The 22,580-nt window shown below is 75.8% G+C and carries 21 protein-coding genes; 13 read left to right on the forward strand and 8 right to left on the reverse strand.

Features of this window, described 5'->3' with window-relative positions; all coding sequences use genetic code 11:
• Window positions 1-39: 39 nt before the first annotated feature.
• The 7 genes from BLS82_RS06225 to BLS82_RS15260 all read left to right on the forward strand — a co-directional run bounded on the left by BLS82_RS06225 (window position 40) and on the right by BLS82_RS15260 (window position 6,749).
• Window positions 40-1,176, forward strand: a complete 1,137-nt coding sequence (locus BLS82_RS06225) for a glycerate kinase family protein (protein WP_092862937.1) — start codon at window positions 40-42, stop codon at window positions 1,174-1,176.
• 109 nt (window positions 1,177-1,285) lie between these two features.
• On the forward strand, window positions 1,286-1,669 hold the full coding sequence (gene erpA / locus BLS82_RS06230) for an iron-sulfur cluster insertion protein ErpA (RefSeq protein WP_092862940.1): 384 nt from the start codon (window positions 1,286-1,288) through the stop codon (window positions 1,667-1,669).
• A gap of 20 nt (window positions 1,670-1,689) precedes the next feature.
• Window positions 1,690-2,436: a leucyl/phenylalanyl-tRNA--protein transferase gene (gene aat, locus BLS82_RS06235; protein WP_255378166.1), complete on the forward strand. Its 747-nt coding sequence runs from the start codon at window positions 1,690-1,692 to the stop codon at window positions 2,434-2,436.
• Between the two features lie 216 nt (window positions 2,437-2,652).
• A complete protein-coding gene (coxB, locus tag BLS82_RS06240) occupies window positions 2,653-3,513 on the forward strand; it encodes an aa3-type cytochrome oxidase subunit II (protein WP_218123677.1) in 861 nt (286 codons plus the stop codon).
• Window positions 3,513-5,252 carry an aa3-type cytochrome oxidase subunit I gene (gene ctaD, locus BLS82_RS06245; protein WP_092862946.1) on the forward strand — a complete coding sequence of 580 codons (1,740 nt, stop codon included), beginning with the start codon at window positions 3,513-3,515 and terminating at the stop codon, window positions 5,250-5,252. The genes coxB and ctaD overlap by 1 nt, the downstream gene beginning before the upstream one ends.
• A 1-nt stretch (window position 5,253) precedes the next feature.
• Complete coding sequence (locus tag BLS82_RS06250) at window positions 5,254-5,652, forward strand: cytochrome c oxidase subunit 4 (RefSeq protein ID WP_092862949.1); 399 nt, start codon at window positions 5,254-5,256, stop codon at window positions 5,650-5,652.
• Between the two features lie 197 nt (window positions 5,653-5,849).
• Window positions 5,850-6,749 carry a universal stress protein gene (locus BLS82_RS15260; protein WP_176818964.1) on the forward strand — a complete coding sequence of 300 codons (900 nt, stop codon included), beginning with the start codon at window positions 5,850-5,852 and terminating at the stop codon, window positions 6,747-6,749.
• A 31-nt stretch (window positions 6,750-6,780) separates the two neighbouring features.
• Here BLS82_RS15260 and BLS82_RS06265 read toward each other — a convergent pair whose 3' ends face one another.
• The 5 genes from BLS82_RS06265 to BLS82_RS06285 form a co-directional block, all read right to left on the reverse strand.
• Window positions 6,781-7,899 (reverse strand): polysaccharide deacetylase family protein, encoded by a 1,119-nt coding sequence (locus tag BLS82_RS06265; protein WP_143028761.1) that lies wholly within the window; start codon window positions 7,897-7,899, stop codon window positions 6,781-6,783.
• A gap of 35 nt (window positions 7,900-7,934) precedes the next feature.
• The gene (locus tag BLS82_RS06270; RefSeq protein ID WP_092862959.1) at window positions 7,935-9,584 is read right to left on the reverse strand and encodes a cytochrome bc1 complex cytochrome b subunit; all 1,650 of its coding nucleotides are present in this window, start codon (window positions 9,582-9,584) and stop codon (window positions 7,935-7,937) included.
• The gene (locus BLS82_RS06275; RefSeq protein ID WP_092862962.1) at window positions 9,581-10,609 is read right to left on the reverse strand and encodes a cytochrome bc1 complex Rieske iron-sulfur subunit; all 1,029 of its coding nucleotides are present in this window, start codon (window positions 10,607-10,609) and stop codon (window positions 9,581-9,583) included. Before BLS82_RS06275 ends, BLS82_RS06270 begins: the two co-directional genes overlap by 4 nt.
• Before the next feature lie 109 nt (window positions 10,610-10,718).
• Window positions 10,719-11,513: a cytochrome bc1 complex diheme cytochrome c subunit gene (locus tag BLS82_RS06280; protein ID WP_092862965.1), complete on the reverse strand. Its 795-nt coding sequence runs from the start codon at window positions 11,511-11,513 to the stop codon at window positions 10,719-10,721.
• A 137-nt stretch (window positions 11,514-11,650) separates the two neighbouring features.
• Complete coding sequence (locus tag BLS82_RS06285; protein WP_092862968.1) at window positions 11,651-12,298, reverse strand: aa3-type cytochrome oxidase subunit III; 648 nt, start codon at window positions 12,296-12,298, stop codon at window positions 11,651-11,653.
• A gap of 56 nt (window positions 12,299-12,354) precedes the next feature.
• Between BLS82_RS06285 and trpD the strand changes: the two genes are divergently transcribed.
• Window positions 12,355-13,407, forward strand: a complete 1,053-nt coding sequence (gene trpD / locus BLS82_RS06290) for an anthranilate phosphoribosyltransferase (RefSeq protein ID WP_092862971.1) — start codon at window positions 12,355-12,357, stop codon at window positions 13,405-13,407.
• A 71-nt stretch (window positions 13,408-13,478) separates the two neighbouring features.
• Here trpD and BLS82_RS06295 read toward each other — a convergent pair whose 3' ends face one another.
• Together BLS82_RS06295 and BLS82_RS06300 are read right to left on the reverse strand one after the other, a co-directional pair.
• Window positions 13,479-13,760, reverse strand: a complete 282-nt coding sequence (locus BLS82_RS06295) for an Lrp/AsnC family transcriptional regulator (RefSeq protein WP_092862974.1) — start codon at window positions 13,758-13,760, stop codon at window positions 13,479-13,481.
• Window positions 13,757-15,550, reverse strand: a complete 1,794-nt coding sequence (locus BLS82_RS06300; protein ID WP_092862977.1) for a DEDD exonuclease domain-containing protein — start codon at window positions 15,548-15,550, stop codon at window positions 13,757-13,759. The genes BLS82_RS06295 and BLS82_RS06300 overlap by 4 nt, the downstream gene beginning before the upstream one ends.
• A 157-nt stretch (window positions 15,551-15,707) precedes the next feature.
• Here BLS82_RS06300 and BLS82_RS06305 point away from each other — a divergent pair, with 157 nt between their 5' ends.
• Genes BLS82_RS06305 through BLS82_RS06315 form a run of 3 tightly spaced genes read left to right on the forward strand, consistent with a single transcriptional unit; the run spans window position 15,708 to window position 18,694 of the window.
• A complete protein-coding gene (locus BLS82_RS06305) occupies window positions 15,708-15,932 on the forward strand; it encodes a hypothetical protein (RefSeq protein WP_092862980.1) in 225 nt (74 codons plus the stop codon).
• The gene (locus BLS82_RS06310; protein ID WP_143028762.1) at window positions 15,904-17,502 is read left to right on the forward strand and encodes a hypothetical protein; all 1,599 of its coding nucleotides are present in this window, start codon (window positions 15,904-15,906) and stop codon (window positions 17,500-17,502) included. The genes BLS82_RS06305 and BLS82_RS06310 overlap by 29 nt, the downstream gene beginning before the upstream one ends.
• A 25-nt stretch (window positions 17,503-17,527) precedes the next feature.
• Window positions 17,528-18,694: a glycosyltransferase family 4 protein gene (locus BLS82_RS06315; RefSeq protein ID WP_369811064.1), complete on the forward strand. Its 1,167-nt coding sequence runs from the start codon at window positions 17,528-17,530 to the stop codon at window positions 18,692-18,694.
• Here BLS82_RS06315 and BLS82_RS06320 read toward each other — a convergent pair.
• Complete coding sequence (locus BLS82_RS06320) at window positions 18,682-20,472, reverse strand: AMP-dependent synthetase/ligase (protein ID WP_218123827.1); 1,791 nt, start codon at window positions 20,470-20,472, stop codon at window positions 18,682-18,684. The genes BLS82_RS06315 and BLS82_RS06320 overlap by 13 nt on opposite strands.
• A gap of 190 nt (window positions 20,473-20,662) precedes the next feature.
• On the opposite strand from BLS82_RS06320, the gene BLS82_RS06325 reads away from it, so the two are divergent.
• Both BLS82_RS06325 and BLS82_RS06330 read left to right on the forward strand, forming a co-directional pair.
• Window positions 20,663-21,604 carry an ROK family glucokinase gene (locus BLS82_RS06325; RefSeq protein WP_092862988.1) on the forward strand — a complete coding sequence of 314 codons (942 nt, stop codon included), beginning with the start codon at window positions 20,663-20,665 and terminating at the stop codon, window positions 21,602-21,604.
• Between the two features lie 7 nt (window positions 21,605-21,611).
• Window positions 21,612-22,580: an ROK family glucokinase gene (locus tag BLS82_RS06330; protein WP_092862991.1), complete on the forward strand. Its 969-nt coding sequence runs from the start codon at window positions 21,612-21,614 to the stop codon at window positions 22,578-22,580.

A 22,580-nucleotide genomic window follows, 5' to 3' on the forward strand; every position in this document is an offset into this window, starting at 1 on the left:
GCGCGGCGCCGAGCGCTCCGCGCACGGCAGGATCGGGCCATGCGCGTGCTCGTCGCCCCCGACGGCTTCACCGGCACCCTGACCGCCTCGCAGGCGGCGCGGGCCATGGCGCGGGGGTGGTCGGCCGCCCGCCCCGGCGACGAGGTCGAGCTGTGCCCGCTGTCCGACGGCGGCCCGGGGTTCGTCGAGGTGCTGGCCTCCGTGCTCGGCGGACGGCTGCTGCACGTCGGGGCGAGCGGCCCGCTCGGGGACCCCGTGCGCGCGCCCGTCCTCCTCGTCGACGCGGGTGGGCAGCGCACGGCGTACGTCGAGTCCGCGCTCGCGTGCGGCTCCGCGCTGGTGCCCGCCGACCGCCGGGACGCGCTGGCGGCGTCGACGACCGGCGTGGGCGAGCTGCTGGCGGCCGCGCTGGAGGCCGGCGCCCGCCGCGTCGTGGTGGGCCTGGGCGGCTCGGGCACCACCGACGGCGGCGCCGGGGTACTCGCGGCCCTGGGCGCGGGCGACCCCGACCGGCTGGGCCGCGGCGGCGGGGCGCTGGCCGGGGTGGAGGCCGGCGACCTCGCCGGCCTGCGGGACGTGCGCGCCCGCTGGGCCGACGTGGACCTCGTCGCCGCCTCCGACGTCGACGTCCCCCTGCTCGGCCCGCGCGGCGCGGCGCGCGGCTTCGGGCCGCAGAAGGGCGCCGGCCCCGCGCAGGTGGAGGCGCTCGAGGCCGCGCTCGCCGACCTGGTGCGGGCCGCGGAGGGCGCGCTCGGGCCGGCGGCGCGAGCGCTGGCGGAGCGGCCCGGCTCCGGCGCGGCCGGCGGCCTCGGGTACGCCCTGGCGCTGCTGGGCGGACGCCGCGAGGGCGGCGCGCGCGCCGTGGCCGGCGCCGTGCGGCTGCCCGAGCGCGCCCGCGGCGCCGGGGCCCTGCTGACGGGGGAGGGGAGCCTGGACTGGCAGTCCCTGCACGGCAAGGTCGTCGCCGAGGTGGCCCGCTGCGGCGGCGAGGCCGGGGTCCCCGTGGTCGCCGTGGCCGGCCAGGTGCGGCTGGAGCCGGAGCAGGCCCGGGCCGCGGGCCTGGCCGCCGCGGCCGCCGTCGCCGAGCGCCCCGAGGACGTGCCGGCCGCGCTGGCCGACCCCGCCGGCACGCTGGCCGCGCGGGTGCGCCGGCTGGCGGCGGGCTGGGGGGCGTGAGCCGGGCGTAGGCTCGCGGTGCCGGAACACGACCGGGCCGGCCCGCGTTGGCGCCGGTGGACGCGCACCAGCGCGCTGGCGAGCCTTCCGCGAGCCTCGAGGAGGACCCATGACCGACACCACCCAGATCGCCCAGCCGACCGCCCCGGCGGTCGAGGCCGAGGAGACCCACGGCGTCGAGCTGACCGACGTCGCCGCCGCCAAGGTCAAGAGCCTGCTCGAGCAGGAGGGCCGCGACGACCTGCGCCTGCGCGTGGCGGTGCAGCCCGGCGGCTGCTCCGGGCTGATCTACCAGCTGTACTTCGACGAGCGCTTCCTCGACGGCGACGCGACCCGCGACTTCGACGGCGTCGAGGTCATCGTCGACAAGATGAGCCGCCCGTACCTCGACGGCGCCTCCATCGACTTCGCCGACAGCATCGAGAAGCAGGGCTTCACCATCGACAACCCCAACGCGGGCAGCAGCTGCGCCTGCGGCGACTCCTTCTCCTGACCGGCCCCGGCCGGTCGCCGGTGGGGCGTCCGGCGGGCCCCCCGAGCGAGCCGCCGCCGTCCCCCTGGGCCAGGGGGCTGGCTGCGGCTCGCTCGCGTCTGCTGGCGGCGGGCGCACCGGGGGAGGAGGTCGCGGGCGCCGGGGCCGACCTGGAGCCGGGCACGCTGCTGGCCGCCTACCGCCTGGGCCTGTTCCCCATGGGCCTGGGCGACGGCGGCGCGGACCCGCTCGGCTGGTGGTGCCCCGACCCGCGCGGCGTCCTGCCGCTGGACGCGCTGCGCGTCTCCCGCTCCCTGCGCCGCTCGGCCGCCCGCTTCGAGGTGCGCCTGGACACCGCCTTCGACGCCGTCGTGCAGGCCTGCGCCGACCCCTCCCGCCCGGGCCGGTGGATCACCCCGGCCGTCGCCCGCGCCTACGGCCGCCTGCACCGGGCGGGGTGGGCGCACTCCGTCGAGACCTGGCGCGACGGGCGGCTGCTCGGCGGGCTCTACGGGGTGGCGGTCGGCGGCCTGTTCGCCGGGGAGTCGATGTTCTCCCGCGCCTCCGACGCCTCCAAGGCGGCCCTGGTGGCCCTGGTGGGCCTGCTGCGCGAGGACGGCGAGCCGCGGCGGCTCCTGGACGTGCAGTGGCGCACGGACCACCTGGCCTCGCTCGGCGTGGTGGAGGTCCCGCGCGCCGAGTACCTGCGCCGCCTCGAGGCGGCGCTGCCGCTGCCGCTGCCGCCCGCCTGGGGCGGGCCGCCGCGGGCCCGCGACCAGGGCGGGTGAGGTGGATCACGCGCACCGGCCGGGGGGCTCGACCCCGGGGGGCCGCGAGAGCGCCGAGGGGTAGTGTTCGGGCAGCCGAGTCTGCTGCCCCGGGCGTGCCGGGCCTGTCAGGAGTGGGGACCGCGAGTGTTCGACCACCACCATCCCGGGAGCCCGCCGCGGCGCCGGCGCGCCGCCGCGCGCCGGGCGGCCTTCGCCGTCGGTGCGGCCGGAGCCGTGGCGCTCCTGAGCGCCTGCTCCTCCGAGGAGGGCTCCCAGGAGTCGGAGTCCGGCGCGGCCGTCTCGATCAGCCGGCTGTGGCTGCCCGGCACGGCGGAGACGACGAACTTCACCGGCGTGGTCGGCAGCCTGTGGAACGGCTCCTGGATCGCCGCCATGGCGCTCGGCATCGTCGTCTGGGGCCTGATCATCTGGTGCATCGCGCGCTACCGGCGCCGTCCGGCGGACACCGGGCTGCCCGCGCAGCTGCGCTACAACGTGCCGATGGAGATCCTGTACACCGTCGTGCCGATCTTCGTCGTCAGCGTGCTCTTCTACTTCACCGCGCGCGACCAGGCGGCCATCGAGTCCCGGCCGGCGGACCCGGACGTCAACATCGAGGTCGTCGCCAAGCAGTGGTCGTGGGACATCAACTACCTGGACGCCGAGGTCTACGACACCGGCCGCCAGTCCCCGGTGGGCAACAAGGACATCAACGACATCGTCCCGACCGTGTACCTGCCCGCGGGCCAGAGCGTGGAGCTGACGCTGCGCTCGCGCGACGTCGTCCACTCCTTCTGGGTGCCGGCGTTCAACTACAAGAAGGACGTCATCCCCGGGCGCACGAACTACTGGGCGTTCACGCCGCAGGAGGAGGGCTCCTACGTCGGCAAGTGCGCCGAGCTGTGCGGCCAGTACCACCCGCAGATGCTCTTCAACGTCGAGGTGGTCTCCCCCGAGCGGTACGAGGACCAGCTGCAGGCGCTGCGGGACGCGGGCCAGACGGGCCAGCTGCCCACCAACATCGGCCGGATCCTGACCGGTGACCGCGAGGAAGACCAGATCGGCACCCAGCCGGGGGCGGAGCACAAGTACTGATGACCACGTACTACGAGGCCGCCGGGGCCGCGACGGCCGTGCCGCGCAGCCGCACGGTCACGCGCAGGGACAGCTACGGCCGGGTGGTGATCCGGTGGATCACGGCCACCGACCACAAGGTCATCGGCTTCCTCTACATCATCACGAGCCTGTTCTACTTCCTCCTGGCCGGCCTCATGGCGCTGCTCATCCGCGCCGAGCTGTTCGCGCCCGGCATCCAGGTCGTGCAGACCATCGAGCAGTACAACCAGCTGTTCACCATGCACGGCACGATCATGCTGCTGCTGTTCGCGACGCCGCTGTTCGCCGGCTTCGCGAACGCGATCATGCCGCTGCAGATCGGCTCCCCGGACGTCGCCTTCCCGCGGCTGAACATGCTCTCGTTCTGGCTGTTCTTCTTCGGGGCCGCCATCGTCGCGGGCAGCCTCCTGCTGCCCTCGGGCGCGGCGAGCTTCGGCTGGTACGCGTACGCGCCGCTGTCCGACGACACCTTCTCGCCCGGCCTGGGCGGCAACATGTGGGTGTTCGGGCTGGCCATGACGGGCTTCGGCACCATCCTCGGCGCCGTCAACTTCATCACGACGATCATCTGCATGCGCGCGCCCGGCATGACGATGTGGCGCATGCCGATCTTCACCTGGAACATCCTCATCACCAGCCTGCTGGTGCTCATGGCGTTCCCGGTGCTGGCCGCCGCGCTCTTCGCGCTCGGCGCCGACCGCGTGCTGCAGGCGCAGATCTTCAACCCCGAGAACGGCGGCTCGCTGCTGTGGCAGCACATGTTCTGGTTCTTCGGGCACCCCGAGGTCTACATCATCGCCCTGCCGTTCTTCGGCATCATCACCGAGATCCTGCCCGTGTTCAGCCGCAAGCCGATCTTCGGGTACAAGGGCCTCGTCTTCGCCACCATCGCCATCGCGGCGCTGTCGGTGGCGGTGTGGGCGCACCACATGTACCCCACCGGCGCGGTGCTGCTGCCCTTCTTCGCCTTCACCACGATGCTCATCGCGGTGCCGACGGGCGTGAAGTTCTTCAACTGGATCGGCACCCTGTGGGGCGGGTCCATCACGTTCGAGACGCCGATGCTGTGGTCGATCGGCTTCCTCGTCACGTTCCTCCTGGGCGGCCTGACCGGCGTGATCCTCTCCAGCCCGCCGCTGGACTTCCACCTCAACGACAGCTACTTCGTCGTCGCCCACTTCCACTACGTCGTGTTCGGCACCGTCGTGTTCGCGATGTTCGCCGGCTTCTACTTCTGGTGGCCGAAGTGGACGGGCACGATGCTCGACGAGAGGTGGGGCAAGATCCACTTCTGGATGCTGTTCATCGGGTTCCACCTGACGTTCCTCATCCAGCACTGGCTCGGCGTCATGGGCATGCCCCGCCGCTACGCCGACTACCTCGCCGACGACGGCTTCACGTTCATGAACCAGGTGTCCACAGCCGGCTCCTTCCTGCTCGGCGCCTCGATGCTGCCGTTCCTGTGGAACGTGTGGATCACCGCGCGCAAGGACGAGAAGGTGATCGTGGACGACCCGTGGGGCTTCGGCCGCTCCCTCGAGTGGGCGACCTCCTGCCCCGCACCGCGGCACAACTTCATCTCGATGCCGCGGATCCGCTCCGAGTCGCCGGCCTTCGACCTGCACCACCCCGAGGTCGCGGCGATGGACAAGCCGGCCCCGGAGGAGGGCGTGCTGGGTGGCTTCGGCACCCAGCAGCCCGACATGAGGGGGAAGTGACGTGAAGGTCGAGTACTGGCTGTTCGTCGGTGGTGGCCTGTTCTTCCTGCCGCTGGGCGTCATCTACGGCTGGCTGTCGGCGTGGGAAGCCGTGGGCACCACGGGCATCCTGCTGGTCGGGGGCCTGTTCGCCCTCGTCGGCAGCTACCTGTACGTCACCAGCCGCCGCATCGACGAGCGTCCCGAGGACGACGTCTACGGCGAGGTGGAGCAGGGCGCCGGCGAGCAGGGCGTCTTCGCCCCCCACTCGTGGTGGCCGCTGTGGCTGGGCGCCGCGATCGGCGTCACGTTCCTCGGCATGGCCATGGCGTTCTGGCTCGTCCTGATCGGCATCGGGCTGTCCGCCCTCGCGCTCGTCGGCTGGGTCTTCGAGTTCTACCGCGGGGCCCACGCCCACTGAGCGCCGCCGGCGCTCGCCGGCCCTCCCCGACGAGACCCCCGCACCCGTGCCAGCGCACGGGTGCGGGGGTCTCGTCGTGCGCAGACCCCTGTCGCCGCGGGCGCCGCAGGTGCACCCTGGGGGTGCGGCGCGTCCGCGCCGCACCAGCTCCGGGCGAACCGGCGCGCCGGCCTCGCCCGGCTCGTGAGGAGGTCCAGGTGGCGATCCACACGACGACCAGGGCCGTCGTCATCGGTGTCGACGACTCACCCCACTCCCGCCGCGCGCTCGACTGGGGCGCGGCCGAGGCGGCCCGGCGCCGCCTGCCCGTCCGGCTGGTGCACGCCCTGCGCTACCCGCCCACCTACGGTGAGGCGTTCATGCTCGCCACGGACCTCCTGGAGGGCGTCCAGGAGGAGGGCCGCCGGGTGGTGGCCGAGGCCGAGGAGCGCGTCCGCGAGGCGGCTCCCGGGGTCGAGGTGAGCACCTGCCTGGTGCTGGAGCCGCCGCGGCGGGCGCTGCTCGACCAGGCGGCGTCCGGAGGTCTGGTCGTCGTGGGCGCCCGGGGGCGCGGCGGCCTGTCCGGGCTGCTCCTGGGCTCCACGAGCCTGTACCTCGTGGCGCACTCCCCGTGCCCCGTCGTGGTCGTGCGCGAGAGCGCCGCCTCGCGCGGCCGCGGCGTCGTGGTGGGCGTCGACGGGTCCCTGGCGTCGCTGCGGGCGCTGCGCTGGGCCGCCGAGGAGGCGGCGCTGCTGGGCGAGGAGCTGACCGCCGTCCACGCGTGGGACCTCGCGGACGCGGGGTCGATGCTGGCGCCTCCGCTGTACGCGGGCATCGCCCACGACTACGCCTCGGAGCACCGGCTCATGCTCGCGGAGTCGGTGGCGGGCATGTGCGAGGACCACCCGGACCTCGTGGTGCACCAGCGGCTGGTCCACGACGCCTCGACGCCGCGGGCGCTGCTCGAGGCGTCCCGGGACGGGCGGCTGCTGGTGATCGGCACCCGCGGCCACGGCGCGGTCGCCTCGGCCCTGCTGGGCTCCACCAGCCACGCGGTGCTGCAGAAGGCGGCGCTGCCGGTGGTGGTCGTGCCCTCCGAGGACGAGGACGCGCGCTAGCGCGGGGGGCGCTCGGGGCTCGGGCGGGGCCTCAGGGCCTGCTCAGCCGCTCGACGCCCGTGCCGGAGACGAGGAGCGGCACGCCGGCGTCGCGCAGCGCGGCGCACCCGGGCTCGGCGGGGTCGAAGGGCGTGCCGCCCAGCCACGCGAACGCCTCGGGACGGCGCCCGGTGACGTCCTCCAGGCGCCGCAGCGGCTCCAGCACCTCCCGGCGCACCTCCTCGGGCGTGCGCACGCCCGCGGCGGTGGTGTGCGAGGCGGTGTGCGCGAGCACGACGTGCCGCTCGGCGAGCGCGGCCGCCTCGTCCCACGTCATGGCGACGCGGCCGCGCCCGTGGCGCTCCTCGGCCACGAGGTCGAGGTCGTGGGTGGCGGCGAAGGCGCGCTGGTCCTCCTCGGGGACGTCGAGGAAGGCCGTGGGCACGAAGAACCACCCGGGCACGCCCGCGGCCTCGCAGGCGGGAGCGGCGACGTCGACGGCGTTGCGGTACCCGTCGAAGAAGGCCACCACCAGACCGGGCCGGTGCGTGCCCCAGCTGCCCGTGTCGAGGAAGCGGTGGACGTCGCCCGGGCGCAGCGGCGCGTAGCGGGCGGCGTAGTCGGCGAGGTCGGCGGCGACCTGCTCCGCCTGCGCGCGCGGGGTGCTGTGGTAGTTGACGACCCGCACCAGCCGCCCGCCCCGGACGACGTCGACCACGCGCTCCAGGGCGCCCGGGCGGGAGGGGGCGTAGCCGGGCAGGACGACGAGGGGCTCGTCCGCGGCGTCGTCCGCGGCGTCGTCCGCGGTCGGCGGGTTCAGGCGCACCCGGTGCGCCGCGAGCGTCGCCAGGACGTGCTGGACGGCGTCGCTGCCGTCGTCCAGGCCCAGGAGGGCGTGCCAGTGCGCGAGCGCGCGGGCGACCTCGCGCCCGTCCCGCAGCGCGTCGGCGTCGGGGGCGCCGTCCCGGCCGGCCGGCTCGTACGGGGCCGCGTCGTGCAGGGCCGCGTCCTGCAGGGCCAGGTCCTGCAGGGCCAGGTACATCGCCACCCCGGAGCGCTCCTCCTGCTCGGAGGTGACCGCCCGCGCCAGCGCCCGCACCGCGCCCGGGTCGACGGGGCCGGTGCGCAGGTCCCCCGCGCCCACCCGGAACGCCGAGGGGGCGGGGACCACGCGGTCCCCGCCCCCTCGGCGCCGTGCGCCGGACGTCACTGCTGGCCGGAGCCGATCGCCGGACGGTGCTCCTCGGTGGCGAGCACCTCGCCGTGCTGGCCGCCCTCGTGGTGCGCGGCCTCGAGCTCGCTGGGCGTGACGGGCTCGATGCGGTCCTCGAAGAACCACGTCGACAGCTTGGCGCGGACCCGCTCGGTGCGGCTGCGCTGGCCGATGGGGTCGAGCTCGATCGGCCGGTGCGTCTCGTGCTGCACGAGCACCCAGCGCTCCTCGGGGGAGAGGGGCTCGTGGACCTCGAAGTACTCGCCGTCCGCCGTGCGCACGATGCGCCCGGTCTCGCGCCCGTGCAGGGCCAGCTCGCGGTCGCGCCGCTGCAGGCCCAGGCACACCCGCTTGGTGATCCAGAACGCGGCGACGGGAGCGACGACGACACCGGCGCGCAGGACGTAGGTGATGTCGTTGATCGACAGCCCGAAGTGCGTGGCGATGAGGTCGTTCGTCGCCGCGAGGGCCACGTCGAGGTAGAGGGCGATGAAGGCGATGCCGAGGGCCGTGCGCGTGGGGTTGTTGCGCGGGCGCTCGAGCAGGTGGTGCTCGCGGCGGTCGCCGGTCACCCAGGCCTCGACGAACGGGTACGCGAAGATCGCGCCGGCCATGAGGCTGAACAGGCCCAGGGCCGGGAGCAGGATGTTCAGGGACAGCGTGTTGCCGAAGATGACGAACTCGGTCGGCACGTCGCCGATCCAGCCCGGCCACAGCCGCAGCGCGCCGTCGAAGAGGAAGATGTAGAAGTCCGGCTGCGTGCCCGCCGAGATGGGGGAGGGGTCGTACGGGCCGTAGTTCCAGATCGGGTTGATCGTCACGAACGCGGCCATGAGGACGACGGCGCCGAAGACGATGAAGAAGAAGCCGCCGGCCTTGGCCACGTACACCGGGTACAGCGGGTACCCGACGACGTTGGTGTCCTTGCGGCCCGGGCCGGGGAAGTGCGTGTGCTTGTGCAGCACCAGCAGCGCCAGGTGCAGGGCGATCAGGGCCAGCAGCACGGCCGGGATCAGCAGCACGTGAGCGATGAACAGGCGCGGGATGATCGTCTCGCCGGGGAACTCGCCGCCGAAGACGAAGAAGGACAGGTACGTGCCCACCACGGGGATGGACCGCAGGATGCCCTCGATGATCCGCAGGCCGTTGCCGGAGAGCAGGTCGTCCGGCAGCGAGTAGCCGGTGAAGCCGGCGCCCAGGGCGAGGACGGCCAGCGCGGCGCCGATCACCCAGTTGATCTCGCGCGGCTTGCGGAAGGCGCCGGTGAAGAACACGCGCGCCATGTGGATCATCGTGGACGCCACGAACAGCAGCGCCGCCCAGTGGTGGATCTGCCGCATCAGCAGGCCGCCGCGCACGTCGAACGAGATGTTCAGCGTGGAGGCGTACGCCTCGGAGACCTGCTGGCCCACGAGCGGCGCGTAGCTGCCCTCGTAGGTGACCAGGCCCATGCTGGGCACGTACCAGAACGTCAGGAACGTGCCGCTGATGAGGCACACGATGAAGGTGTAGAGCGAGATCTCCCCCAGGAGGAACGACCAGTGGTCGGGGAAGATCTTGCGGGCGAAGGTGCGCACCATCTTGGAGCTGCCGACGCGCTCGTCGACGTACTCCGCGGCGCGCGAGGAGAAGATGGTGCTCATCCGCGCTCCCAGAAGCTCGGTCCCGGGGTGTCCGAGAGGCCAGCGGTCGCGACCAGGTAGCCCTCGTCATCGACGGTGATGGGGAGTTGGGGCAGCGGCCTCACGGCCGGCCCGAAGATCACCCGGCAGTGCTGTGTCAGGTCGAAGGTCGACTGGTGGCACGGGCACAGGAGGTGGTGCGTCTGCTGCTCGTACAGGGCGACGGGGCAGCCGACGTGCGTGCAGATCTTGGAGTACGCGTAGATGCCGTCGACGTCCCAGCCGACGCGCTCGGGGTCCTGGCGCACCTGGCCGGGCTCGATGCGCACGAGGAGGACGGCCGCCTTGGCCTTCTCCTCGAGCGGGTGCTCGGACTCGGACAGGCCCTCGGGGACGACGTGGAAGACCGACCCCAGCGTGACGTCCTCCGCCCGGATGGGCTTCTCGTCGGGGTCGCGGGCCAGGCGCACGCCGGAGGACCAGAGGGTCTCGTACGGCTTCGTGCCCGGCAGGGGGCCCAGGTCGCCGAGGGTCAGCACCGCCGGGACGGGGGCCAGCGCCGCCGCGCCGAAGAGGGAGTTGCGGATGAGCTTGCGGCGGCCGAGGCCGCTCTCCTCGAGGCCGTCCTCGAGGATCGCCGCTGCCTGCGCGCGCTCGACGTCGTTGCCGCCGATCGGGTGGCGCTCCTCGACCTGCTCGTGGTCGGGCATGAGCGTGCGGGCCCAGTGCACGGCGCCGATGCCGATGCAGAAGATCGCCAGGCCCAGTCCGAGGCCCAGGAAGATCGTCGAGCGCTGCACGCTCGCGAACGTGCCCTCGAGGTCGAAGACGAGGTAGCTGACGATGGCGAGGACCGACCCCAGGGCCGAGATGCCGAAGATCGTCGCGACCTGGCGCTCGGCCCGCTTGGCGGCCCTGGTGTCGGTGTCGGTGGTGCGGAAGCGGTGCGGGGCGAGGCCCGGGTTGGCGAACCGGTCGGGCAGCGGCCGGTCGTCCGGGGCCGCGAGGCCCTGGCTCGGAATGAGGTCGTGCTCGTCGTCCTTCATCGTCCGTCCTCGGGCCGGGTCCGCGCCGGTGCCGGCGCGGAGGGGGCGGTCGTCCTGCGCGTCGTCACCGGCGTCGTCACCGGCGTCGTCACCGGCGTCGAGGGCGTCGTCACGACGCCCTCGTGGCGAGCCAGACGGCGCAGGCGACCAGCAGCGCGATGCCGACCGTCCAGGCGAACAGGCCCTCCGAGACCGGGCCCAGGGAGCCCAGCTTGAGCAGGCCGCCGGGGTTCGGCTCCTCCTCGACGTAGGAGAGGTAGCTGATGATGCTCTGCTTCTCCTCCGGCGTGATGTTCTCGTCGTTGAAGACGGGCATCGACTGCGGGCCGGTCTGCATGGCCTCGTAGACGTGCTTGCCGCTGACGCCCTCCAGGGACGGCGCGTACTTGCCGCGCGTCAGGGCCCCGCCGGCGCCCACGACGTTGTGGCACATGGCGCAGTTGGTGCGGAACAGCTCGTTGCCCTCGGAGATCCGCTCCGGGTCGTCGAGGGCGACGGTCAGCTCCTCGGGCGGGATCGCGGGCCCGGGGGCGAGGGAGGCCACGTAGGCGGACAGCTGCGCGATCTGCTCCTCGGTGTAGTCCACCGTGCGCGCCGGCGCCTGGATGCTGTCGGCCTGCAGCGGCATGCGCCCGGTGCCGACCTGGAAGTCGACCGCCGCCGCGCCCACGCCGATGAGGGTCGGGCCCTGGTCGGTGCCCTCGGCCTGCAGGCCGTGGCAGGTGGAGCAGTTGGCGAGGAACAGGGCGCGGCCCGCGGCGATGTCCGCCTCGCCGACCGCGGTGCTCGCCTCCGCGCGCGAGGGCGCGACCGCCGAGTACCCCGTGCCCACGAGCACCAGGCCGAGCAGCATGATCAGCACGGTCGCCAGCGGGTGCCGCCGACGGGCTGCGAGTGCCTTCACAGGGACATCCTCATCTCTCTGGCCGGCTCGGGCGACCAAGGCGGACCGTACGTGACAGGACTCACGATCATCGTCCCGCCGTCGTGAGCAGGTCCGTCCACGAGGTCTCCCGCGCCCGTCCGCCGCTCATCCCTGACTCACTGGATGACGTAGATGACGGCGAAGAGGCCGACCCAGACCACGTCGACGAAGTGCCAGTAGTAGGAGGTGACCACCGCGGTGGTGGCCTCCTGGTGGCCGAAGCGGCGAGCGGCGAAGCTGCGGCCGATCACCATGAGGAAGGCGATCAGGCCGCCCACGACGTGGAGGCCGTGGAAGCCCGTCGCCATGTAGAACACCGAGCCGTAGGGGCTGGAGGCGATCGTCAGCCCCTCGTGCACCAGCTCGGCGTACTCGTACACCTGGCCGGCGACGAACACCGACCCCATGACGAAGGTGAGGACGTACCACTCGCGCATGCCCCAGCGGACGGCGTTGAGCAGCGAGCCGGTGCGGCCCGGCTGGTAGCGCTCGGCGGCGAAGACGCCCATCTGGCAGGTGAAGGAGCTGAGCACCAGCACGGTGGTGTTGGCCACCGAGAACGGGATGTTCAGCAGCTCCGGCTCGGTCTCCCACAGCCCCGGCACCGTCGCCCGGATCGTGAAGTACATGGCGAAGAGGCCGGCGAAGAACATCAGCTCGCTGGACAGCCACACGATCGTGCCGACGGAGACCATGTCCGGCCGGTTGACGGTCGCGTGCGCCGACACGTCCCGCACCGCTGCTGTGCTCGCCACGAGCGCCATTATGGGGTCATCGGGCCCCGGAGCGACGGACGGGGGCGGCGGCGGACGGACGGGCGATGACGGGCAGCGGTGGAGGACCCAGCTGGGCGGGGCTGATCGCCCAGCTGATCGAGCGGCGGGACCTGACGGCGCAGCAGGCGGCGTGGGCGATGTCGCAGGTGATGGCGGGGGAGGCGAGCCCCGCGCGGGTGGCGGGGCTGCTGGTGGCGCTGCGCGCCAAGGGCGAGACGGTGCCGGAGCTGGCCGGGCTCGCCGACGCCATGCTCGAGCACGCCGTGCCCGTGCCCCTGCCGCCCGGGACGGGCCCGGCGGTGGACGTCGTCGGCACCGGCGGCGACCGCGCCGGGACGGTGAACATCTCCACGATGGCCGCGCTCGTGGTGGCGGGGGCCGGCTGCACCGTCGTCAAGCACGGCAACCGCGCGGCGTCCTCGCTGTGCGGCTCCGCCGACCTGCTCGAGGAGCTCGGCGTGCGCCTGGACCTGCCGCCCGCGCGCGTCGGCGAGCTGGTCGGGGAGGTCGGCATCACGTTCTGCTTCGCGCAGGTGTTCCACCCGGCGATGCGCCACGCGGCGGCGCCGCGCCGGGAGCTGGGCATCGCCACGGCGTTCAACTTCCTCGGCCCGCTGACGAACCCGGCGCGCCCCGCCGCCTCGGCGATCGGCGTCGCGGACGCCCGCATGGCGCCCCTGGTGGCCGGCGTGCTCGCCGGGCGCGGCGCGCGCGCCCTCGTCTTCCGCGGCGACGACGGCCTCGACGAGCTGACGACCTCGACCGGCTCGCGCGTGTGGCGGGTGCGGGACGGCGACGTCGCCGAGTCCGGGCTGCACCCGGACGACCTGGGGCTGCCGACGTCCCCGCTGGAGGCCCTGCGCGGCGGCGACGCGCCGCACAACGCGGGGGTGGCGCGGGCGCTGCTCGCCGGGCGGCGCGGGCCCGTGCGCGACGCGGTGCTCCTCAACGCCGCGGCGGCCCTGGCGGCGGCGTCCCCCGGCGGCGGAGGGCTCGTCGGCGACCTGCGCGCCGGCCTCGAGCGCGCCGCGCAAGCCCTGGACTCCGGTGCCGCGGCCGGCGTCCTGGAGCGCTGGGTGGCCGCGAGCCGCGCCTGACCCGCGGCGGGCGGCCCGGTCCTCCGGGCTCGGTCCTCCGGGCTCGGTCCTCCGAGCCCGGTCCTCCGGGCTCAGTCCTCCAGGCCGAGGGCGAACGCGGCGTCGAGGTCGTGGCGCGAGTAGGCGCGGAAGGCCAGGTACGTGCGCGTGGCCCGCACGCCCGCGACCTTGCTGATCCGCTCGGCGATCACCTGCGCGAGCTGCTCGTGCTCGTGCACGCGCACCACGGCGACGAGGTCGGTGTCCCCCGTGACCGAGTAGACCTCGCTGACCCCGTCGAGCTCGGCGATGTCCGCGGCGGCCTCGGGGATGCGGTCGACGTCGGTGTTGACGTGCACGATGGCGGTGATCACCCGGCACCTCCTGCGTCTGCGGGCACGGGCCCGGCGAGCACCGACCCTAGACCGTGCCCGGGGCCGTGGGCGCCGTCGCGGGCGCGGCCCGCGGCGCCGCGCACGGGGCAGCTCCACTCGCCCTCGACCGACACGAGCCGGACGCCGTCCTGCTCGAGCCAGCGCAGCACCTTCTCGGCCTCCTCAGGGGTGCCCGCGGGAGCCGGCAGCGGCGGTCGCGCGACGGCCTCCGCGGTCGCGCGCAGCGCCTCCAGGTGCGGTCGCGGGTCCGCGCCGGGGGCGCACGCCGCGCTCCCGGCGAGCCGGCCGTAGCGGACGACGACCAGCTCCCACCCGCCGTCCGCGGTGCGGCGCGCGGCCGCCAGCTCCGGCGCGGCGGCCAGCGGCGCGAGGCGCTGGGTGCGCGCGGCGGCCCGCAGGAAGGCGGTCGAGCGGTCGCGCACGGCGGCGGCCTCCTCGTAGCGCTCCGCCTCGGCCAGGCGCGCCAGCCGGGCGCTGGAGGCGCTCAGCACGGGCTCGGGGTCGGCGAGCACGGCGGCGCGCACCGCCTCCACCACCCGCGCGTACTCCGCGGCGGACTGGGCGCCCGTGCACGGCGCGCCGCACCGGCCCATCTCCGCCAGCACGCAGGCGGCGGCCGAGGGGGAGGGGCGCAGGGGCAGCCGGCCGGTGCACTGGCGCAGCGCGAAGGCGCCGTGCAGCGCCGCCACGGCGGCCTCGGCGGCCGACCGGGTGGAGAAGGGGCCGAGGTAGGCGGCCCCGGCCGCCGCGTCGTCGCGCACCTGGTGCACCACCGACAGGCGCGGGAACGGTTCGGCGGTGAGCTTGACCCAGGGCGCCCGGTCGGGGCGGCGGGAGCGGCGGTTGTAGCGCGGGTCGTGCTCGGCGATCAGGCGCAGCTCGCGGACGGCGGCCTCCAGCGGCGTCGCGCACACCACGGGTGTCACCCGCGCGGCGAGCGCGACCATCTCCGCCATGCGCGAGCGCCGCTCGGAGGCGGTGAAGTAGCTGCGCACCCGCGCCCGCAGGTCGCCGCTGGTGCCGACGTAGAGCACGCGGCCCTCGGCGTCGGAGAACAGGTAGACCCCCGGGGCGGACGGCACGCCGTCGGCGAGGTGGCGCTTGCGGCGCAGCTGCTCGGGCACGCGGGCGCTGTAGGTGGCCAGCTCCTCCAGCGTGGTCACGCCCAGGCCGCCGACGCGGGCCAGCAGCGCGTGCAGCACGTCCACGGTGGCGCGCGCGTCGTCCAGCGCGCGGTGCGTGGGCGCCGTCGACGCCCCGAAGTGGCGCGCGAGCGTGGACAGCTTGTGGTTGCGCACCTCGTCGCGGCCGAGGACCTGCCGCGACAGGCGCACGGTGTCGACCACCTGCGGGCGCGGCCACGTCGTGCCCGTGCGCTCGCACGCGGCGACGAGGAAGCCGACGTCGAAGGGCGCGTTGTGGGCGACCAGCACGCAGCCGCGCGCGAACTCGAGGAAGGTGGGCAGCACGGCCCCGATGCGCGGGGCGGTGGCCACCATCGCGTCCGTGATGCCGGTCAGGACGGCGATGGCGGCGGGGATGGCCTGCTCGGGGCGCACGAGGGTGCTCATCTCCCCGACCACCCGCCCTCCGCGGACCTTGACCGCGCCCAGCTCGGTGATGCCGCAGCTGGTGGCCGAGGCCCCCGTCGTCTCCAGGTCGACGACGACGAAGGTGACCTCTGACAGGGGCGTGCCGAGCTCGTCGAGAGTGCCCTGGACGAGCTCCGGCGCGGGGGAAGGGGCCCGACGGGCCGCCGCGGGAGCCATGGCGCGGACGCTAGGCGCCGGCACCGACAGCCGGCGGCGCCGTCCCGCCCTCCGGCCGCCCGCTGCGGCCCGTCGCTGCGGTCCGTCCTGTCGGACCCCGTCCCTAGCGTCCTGCCCGTCCCGCCGGAGGTGCCGGTGGCGGCAGGGGAGGTGCGTCGTGCTGGTCGACTGCGACACCTGCGAGGTCCGCGGCGCCGCGTGCTCGGACTGCGTCGTGACCGTCCTCCTGGGCGTGCCCGCGCCGGCGCGGGCGGTGCGGCTGGACGACGGCGAGCGCGCCGCCCTCGGCGTGCTCGCCTCCTCCGGGCTCGTCCCGCCGCTGCGGCTGGTCCCCGCTGCCTACGATGGCGGCCGTGACAGCGGTGCCCCCCGCGCCGGCTGACCACCCGGCCCCCTCCACCGGGAGCACCGGCCGGCACCGCGCGCAGCTGCCGGGGTCCCGCACCCGTCCGCGTCCCGGCGGGCCCGCGGGCCGGCGCACCGGCAGGCACCGGGCGCGGCCGTCCCGCCGTCCCTCCGCCGCGCTCGCCGCGGTGCTGGCGCTCCTGCTCGGCGCCGGGCTGTGGGCCGGCGCCGGTCCGCGAGCGGCGCCGGCGCCGCGGCAGGTGGCCGCGGCCTCGTGGCCGGCCGCCGAGGGCGACGCGGCCGGGTCGGCGCTGCCGCCGGCGGCCGACGAGCGCGGCGCGGCGCTGCAGGCGCTGCTCGCCGAGCGCGCCGCGGCGCTGCTGGCGCGCGACCGCGAGGGCTGGCTCGAGGCCGTCGACGCCGGGCTCGCCGCCGACTACGCGCAGCGCCAGGCGCAGGTGTTCGACCGGCTGGCCGCCGTGCCGCTGGAGTCCTGGAGCTGGGCGCACCAGGGCACCGGGCCCGAGCTGCCGCCGCAGCGGCGGGCGGCGCTGCCGGCGGGCAGCTGGGTGGCGCGCGTCGTCCTCTCCTACCGGCTCCAGGGCGCCGGGGCGGGTGAGGTGCGCCGCGAGCAGCACCTGACGGTGGTGCCGCGCGGCGGCGGCTGGGCGCTGGCGGGGGACGCCGACGGCACCACCGACCCGGACCTGTGGGACCTCGGCGACGTGACGGCGGTGCGCACGCCGCGGGCGCTGCTCGTCGGCACCGCGGACCCCGCCGTGCTCAGGGCGCGCGCGCCCCTGGTGGCCGAGGCCGCCGAGCGGGTGGACCGGGTGTGGGGCACGGCGTGGCCGCGCACCACGGTCGTGGAGGTGCCCGCCACGCAGGAGCAGCTCGCGCGCCTGCTGGGGCGCGCCGACGCCGCGGGGCTGGAGCAGATCGCCGCCGTGACGACCGGCGGCGCGCCCGGGGCGGCGGCCGGCGGGCGCGCGGACCGGGTGCTGCTCAACCCCGGGGCCTTCGACGCGCTGGTCCCCGAGGGCCAGCGCGTGGTCCTCGCCCACGAGCTGGCGCACGTGGCGACCCGCTCGACGGCGACGCGGCCGGTGCCGGTGTGGCTGAGCGAGGGCTTCGCCGACTGGGTGGCCTACGAGGGCAGCGGGCTGCCGCCCGAGGTGGTGGCGGCGGAGCTGCTCGCGGAGGTGCGCGCGGGGCGGGCCCCGCAGGACCTGCCCGGGGAGGAGGACTTCGACCCCGCCGGCGGCCGGCTGGCCCGCGCCTACGCCGGCGCGTGGCTGGCGGCCGACCTCGTGGCCGAGCGCTCCGGCGGGGCCGCTCTGGTGCGGCTGTACCGCGCGGCGTCCGCGGACGCCGCGGTCCAGGGCGGTGCGCAGGCCCAGGGCGGTGCGCAGGCCCAGGGCGGTGCGCAGGCCCAGGGCGGTGCGCAGGCGCCGGACGCCGCGCACGAGCTCGCCCCTCCCGGCAGCGCGGAGCGGGAGCGCGCGGCCGAGGCGCACGCGCAGGAGGCGCTGGGCGAGGTGCTGGGCACCGACCGGGAGGCCCTCGTGCGCGACTGGCGGGCGCGCCTGCAGGAGCTGGCCGCCTGAGCGGCGTCCGTACAGTGGTGCCGTGGTGCCCGCAGCGCCGGCCGCAGGCCGCACCCTCGTGGTCACCAACGACTTCCCGCCCCGCCCGGGCGGCATCGAGTCCTTCGTGCTGGCGATGACGACGCTCGCCCCGCCCGGCAGCGTCGTCGTCCACGCCTCCCGCCAGGACGGCGACGCCGCCTTCGACGCGACGCTGCCCTTCCCGGTGGTGCGCGACCCGACCCGGGTGCTGCTGCCGACGCCCGCCACCGCCGCCCGGGTCGCCGCGACGGCGCGGGCGCACGGCTGCGACCGGGCCTGGTTCGGCGCCGCGGCCCCCCTGGGGCTGATGGCCCCCGCGCTGCGGCGCGCCGGCGTGGCGCGCACCGTGGCCACCACGCACGGGCACGAGGTGTGGTGGGCCGCCGTGCCGGGCGCGCGCCGCCTGCTGCGCGCGGTCGCCGAGCGCAACGACGTCCTGACCTACCTCGTCGAGCACACCCGCCGGCGCATCGCCGCCGCGCTGCCGGAGCACCTGCGCCCGCGCATGGTGCCGCTGGTGCCGGGCGTGGACGACGCGGTGTTCCGGCCCGGGTGCGGCGGTGAGCAGGTGCGCGCGCGGCTCGGCCTCGGGCGGCGCCCGGTCGTGGTGTGCGTCTCGCGCGTGGTGGCGCGCAAGGGCCAGGACGTGCTGGTGCGGGCCCTGCCGCGCGTGCTCTCGCGCGCCCCCGACGCGGTGCTGCTGCTGGTCGGCGACGGGCCGCACCGCCCCGCCGTGGAGCGCGAGGTGCGGCGCCTGGGCCTGGAGCGGCACGTGGTGCTCACCGGCCGCGTGCCCGCGCAGGAGCTGCCGGCCCACTACGACGCCGGCGACGTCTTCTGCATGCCCAGCCGCGACCGCCTCGGCGGGCTGGAGACCGAGGGCCTGGGCATCTGCTACCTGGAGGCGGCCGCCACGGGGCTGCCCGTGGTCGCCGGGCGCTCCGGCGGCGCCCCGGAGGCGGTCCGGGACGGCGAGACGGGCCTCGTCGTGGACGGCACCGACCCCGTCGCCGTGGCCGACGGGCTCGCGGGCCTGCTCGCCGACCCGGACCGGGCGCGGGCGATGGGCGAGCGCGGCCGGGCGTGGGTGGCGCAGCGGTGGCGCTGGCGGCACCAGGCCGACCGGCTGCAGCAGCTGCTCGCCCCGGGAGCACCGGCTCAGCCGGCGTAGATCTCCTCCACGCGCGGCGCGTAGTCGCGGGCGATGACGGAGCGCTTGAGCTTCATCGAGGGCGTCAGGTGACCGCCCTCCTCCGTGAAGTCGGTGTCGAGGACGACGAACTTGCGGATCGACTCGGCCCGCGAGACGGCCGTGTTCGCGGTGTCCACGGCGCGCTGGACCTCGGCGAGCACGTCGGGGTCCTGCGCGGCCTGCGCGACCGTCATCTCCGGCTTGCCGTGGTTCCTCAGCCACGCGGGCAGCATGTCGGCGTCGAGGGTGACCAGGGCCGCCACGAACGGGCGCTGGTCGCCGACGACGATGGTCTGGCTGATCAGCGGGTGCGCGCGCAGCTGGTCCTCGAGCACCGCGGGCGCCACGTTCTTCCCGCCCGCCGTGACGATGATCTCCTTCTTGCGGCCGGTGATCGTCAGGTTGCCCTCGTCGTCCAGGACGCCGAGGTCGCCCGTGCGGAACCACGGGCCCTCCATCGCGGCGGCGGTCGCCGCCGGGTCGTTCCAGTAGCCGGTGAAGACGTGCGGGCCGGCGACGAGGACCTCCCCGTCGTCCGCGACGCGCACCGAGCAGCCGGGCAGCGGCGGGCCGACCGTGCCGATCCTCAGGCTCCCCGGCAGGGTGACGCAGGTCGGCGCGGTGGTCTCGGTCAGCCCGTAGCCCTGCAGCACCACGATCCCGGCGCCGCGGAAGAAGTGGCCCAGGCGCTCGCCGAGGGGCGCGCTGCCGGACACGGCGTACTGCGCGCGCCCGCCGAGGGCGGCGCGCAGCCGCGAGTACACGAGCCGGTCGAACAGCGCGTGCTGGGCGCGCAGGCCCAGGCCCGGCCCGCCGTCGTCCAGCGCCCGGCTGTACCGCTCGGCGACCTGCGCGGCGCGGGCGAAGACCCGGCCGCGGCCGGAGGCGATCGCCTTCTGCTCGGCGCCGTTGTAGACCTTCTCGAAGACCCGGGGGACGGCGAGCAGGAACGTCGGGCGGAACGTGGCGAGGTCCGTGGTGAGGTTCTTGATGTCGGCGGCGTGGCCGAGGGTGACCGGGCTGGCCAGGCACAGCACCTGGATGAACTGGCCGAACACGTGCGCCAGCGGCAGGAACAGCAGCGTCGAGGCGCCCTCGGCGGAGAAGACCTCGGGCACGGCGTGGATGGCGTTCTTCGACAGCACGACGAAGTTGGCGTGGGTGAGCTGGCAGCCCTTCGGCCGCCCCGTCGTCCCGGACGTGTAGATGATCGTCGCCAGGTCGTCGCCGCGGGCCCCGCGACGGCGCGCCTGCAGCTCCTCGTCGCCGGCGGCGGCGCCCTCGGCGGCCAGGCGCTCCAGGTCGCCGTCCTCGATGCTCCACACCGAGCGCAGCTGCGGGAGGTCCCCGCGCACCCCGGCGACCAGCTGCGCGTGCCGCGCGCCCTCGACGACGCAGCCCACGGCGCCGGAGTCGGAGAGGATCCAGCGGGCCTGCTCGGCGGAGGAGGTCTCGTAGACGGGGACGGAGACGGCCCCGGCGAACCAGATCGCGACGTCCGCGAGGGTCCACTCGTAGCGGGTGCGGGCCAGCAGGCCGACGCGGTCGCCGCGCTGCACGCCCGCCGCCACCAGGCCCTTCGCGAGCGCGGTGACCTCCTCGAGGAACGCGGCGGCGCTCACGTCGACCCACGCCCCGTCGCGCCAGCGCCGGTAGAGGGGCTGCTGCGGGTCCCGCCGGGCGGCGTCCAGGACCAGGTCCGGGATGGTGGTGGCCGGGTCCACCCGGACGGCGAGGGGGACGGCGTGCTCGGACACGGCTGCTCCTCTGGCTCGGCGCCACGGCGCTGCGGCGGAGGAGGACGAGCCTATCGGGACGGCCGCTCGCGGGGGTGCAGGATCGCCCGCACGGCGGCACCGCGGTGCGGGCCCGGCGGGGCCGCCGATAGCCTCCCCGGCTGGCGCCGCGCTCCGGGCGCGGCCCGGAGCGGGAGGAGGAGGCGGCAGCGTGCACACCATCGGCGTGGACATCGGCGGCACGAAGATCGCCGCCGGCGTGGTCACCGAGGACGGGCGCATCCTCGCCCGCGTGCGGCGCGAGACGCCGGCCACGGACGTGCAGGCCATCGAGGACGCCGTCGTGGACGCCGTGCGCGAGCTGCGCGCCGAGCACGAGACCGAGGCCGTCGGCGTGGCCGCCGCCGGGTTCGTCGACGCCACCCGGTCGGTGGTCACCTTCGCGCCGAACCTCGCCTGGCGCGACGAGCCGCTGCGCGCGGACCTCGAGCGCCAGCTCCACCTGCCCGTGGTCGTCGAGAACGACGCCAACGCCGCCGCCTGGGGCGAGTTCGTCCACGGCGCCGGCCGGGCGGTGCAGGACATGGTGCTGCTGACCATCGGCACCGGGCTCGGCGGCGGCATCGTCACGGGCGGGCACCTGCTGCGCGGGCCCGCCGGCTTCGCCGGGGAGCTCGGGCACCTGCGCGTGGTGCCCGACGGTTTCCGCTGCGGGTGCGGCAACCGCGGCTGCTGGGAGCAGTACGCCTCCGGGCGGGCGCTGGTGCGCGAGGCCCGCGAGCTGGCCGTCACGGCCCCGCCGGCGGCCGCCCGCCTGCTCGAGCTCGCCGGCGGCGACCCGCACCGGATCGAGGGCCCGCACGTGACCCGCGCCGCCACCGAGGGCGACCCGGCGGCCGTCGAGCTGCTCGCGGACCTCGGCCGCTGGATCGGCGAGGGCGCGGCCAGCGTCGTCGCGGTGCTCGACCCGTCGATGGTCGTCGTCGGCGGCGGGGTCTCCGCGGCGGGGGACCTGCTGCTGGAGCCCGTGCGCGCCGCCTTCCGGCGCCAGCTGACCGCGCGCGGCCACCGCCCCGAGCCGGCAGTGGAGCTGGCGCAGCTCGGCAACGACGCCGGGATGATCGGCGTCGCCGGGCTCGCGCGGATCCGGTGAGGCGCCCGTGAGCCTCGCCGTCGGGGTCGACATCGGCGGCACCAAGGTCGCCGCCGGCCTGGTCGACGAGGACGGCGCCGTCGTGTGCACCGCCCGCCGCCCCACGCCCGGGCGCGACGCCGGCGCCGTCGAGGACACCATCGTGGAGGTGGTGGGCGAGCTCGCCGCCCACGCGCGGGTGTGCGGCGCCGAGGTGGTCTCGGTGGGCGTCGGGGCGGCCGGGTTCGTGGCGCAGGACCGCGCCACGGTCCTGTTCTCCCCGCACCTGGCGTGGCGCAACGAGCCGCTGCGCGACGCCGTGCAGAACCGCCTCGACCGGCCCGTGCTCGTCGACAACGACGCCAACGGCGCCGCGTGGGCCGAGTGGCGCTTCGGTGCCGGGCGCGGGGAGAGCCACCTGGTGTGCATCACCCTCGGCACCGGCATCGGGGGCGCCCTGGTCCTCGACGGGCGCCTCGAGCGCGGCCGCTACGGGGTGGCCGGGGAGTTCGGGCACATGGTGCTCGTGCCCGGCGGCCACCGCTGCGAGTGCGGCGGCCGCGGCTGCTGGGAGCAGTACGCCTCGGGCAACGCGGTCACCCGCGAGGCGCGCGAGCTGGCGCGCTCCGGCTCCCCGGTGGCCCACGAGCTGCTGCGCCGCGCCGGCGGGGACCCCGACGCGGTGACCGGGCCGCTGCTCACCGAGGCGGCGCAGGCGGGGGACCCGGCCGCGCGGGAGGTCCTCGAGGACGTCGGCACCTGGTTCGGCACGGGCCTGGCCAACCTCGCAGCGGCGCTCGACCCCGGCACGTTCGTGGTCGGGGGCGGCCTGTCCGAGGCCGGGGACCTGCTGCTCGGCCCGGCGCGCGCGGCGTTCGCCCGCTCCCTGACCGGCCGGGGGTACCGGCCGCAGGCCCGCGTGCTCGCCGCGCAGCTGGGCGCTCAGGCGGGGCTGGTCGGCATGGCCGACCTCGGCCGCCGACACGCCACCGCCTGA

Origin of the sequence: Quadrisphaera sp. DSM 44207, assembly GCF_900101335.1 — a bacterium.
Taxonomy (GTDB): domain Bacteria; phylum Actinomycetota; class Actinomycetes; order Actinomycetales; family Quadrisphaeraceae; genus DSM-44207.

Coding starts and splice junctions, on each gene's coding strand:
- BLS82_RS06225 (WP_092862937.1), top strand. CDS start 40: ATGCGCGTGCTCGTCGCCCCCGACGGCTTCACCGGCACCCTGACCGCC.
- erpA (WP_092862940.1), top strand. CDS start 1,286: ATGACCGACACCACCCAGATCGCCCAGCCGACCGCCCCGGCGGTCGAG.
- ctaD (WP_092862946.1), top strand. CDS start 3,513: ATGACCACGTACTACGAGGCCGCCGGGGCCGCGACGGCCGTGCCGCGC.
- BLS82_RS06270 (WP_092862959.1), bottom strand. CDS start 9,584: ATGAGCACCATCTTCTCCTCGCGCGCCGCGGAGTACGTCGACGAGCGC.
- BLS82_RS06275 (WP_092862962.1), bottom strand. CDS start 10,609: ATGAAGGACGACGAGCACGACCTCATTCCGAGCCAGGGCCTCGCGGCC.
- BLS82_RS06285 (WP_092862968.1), bottom strand. CDS start 12,298: ATGGCGCTCGTGGCGAGCACAGCAGCGGTGCGGGACGTGTCGGCGCAC.
- trpD (WP_092862971.1), top strand. CDS start 12,355: ATGACGGGCAGCGGTGGAGGACCCAGCTGGGCGGGGCTGATCGCCCAG.
- BLS82_RS06300 (WP_092862977.1), bottom strand. CDS start 15,550: ATGGCTCCCGCGGCGGCCCGTCGGGCCCCTTCCCCCGCGCCGGAGCTC.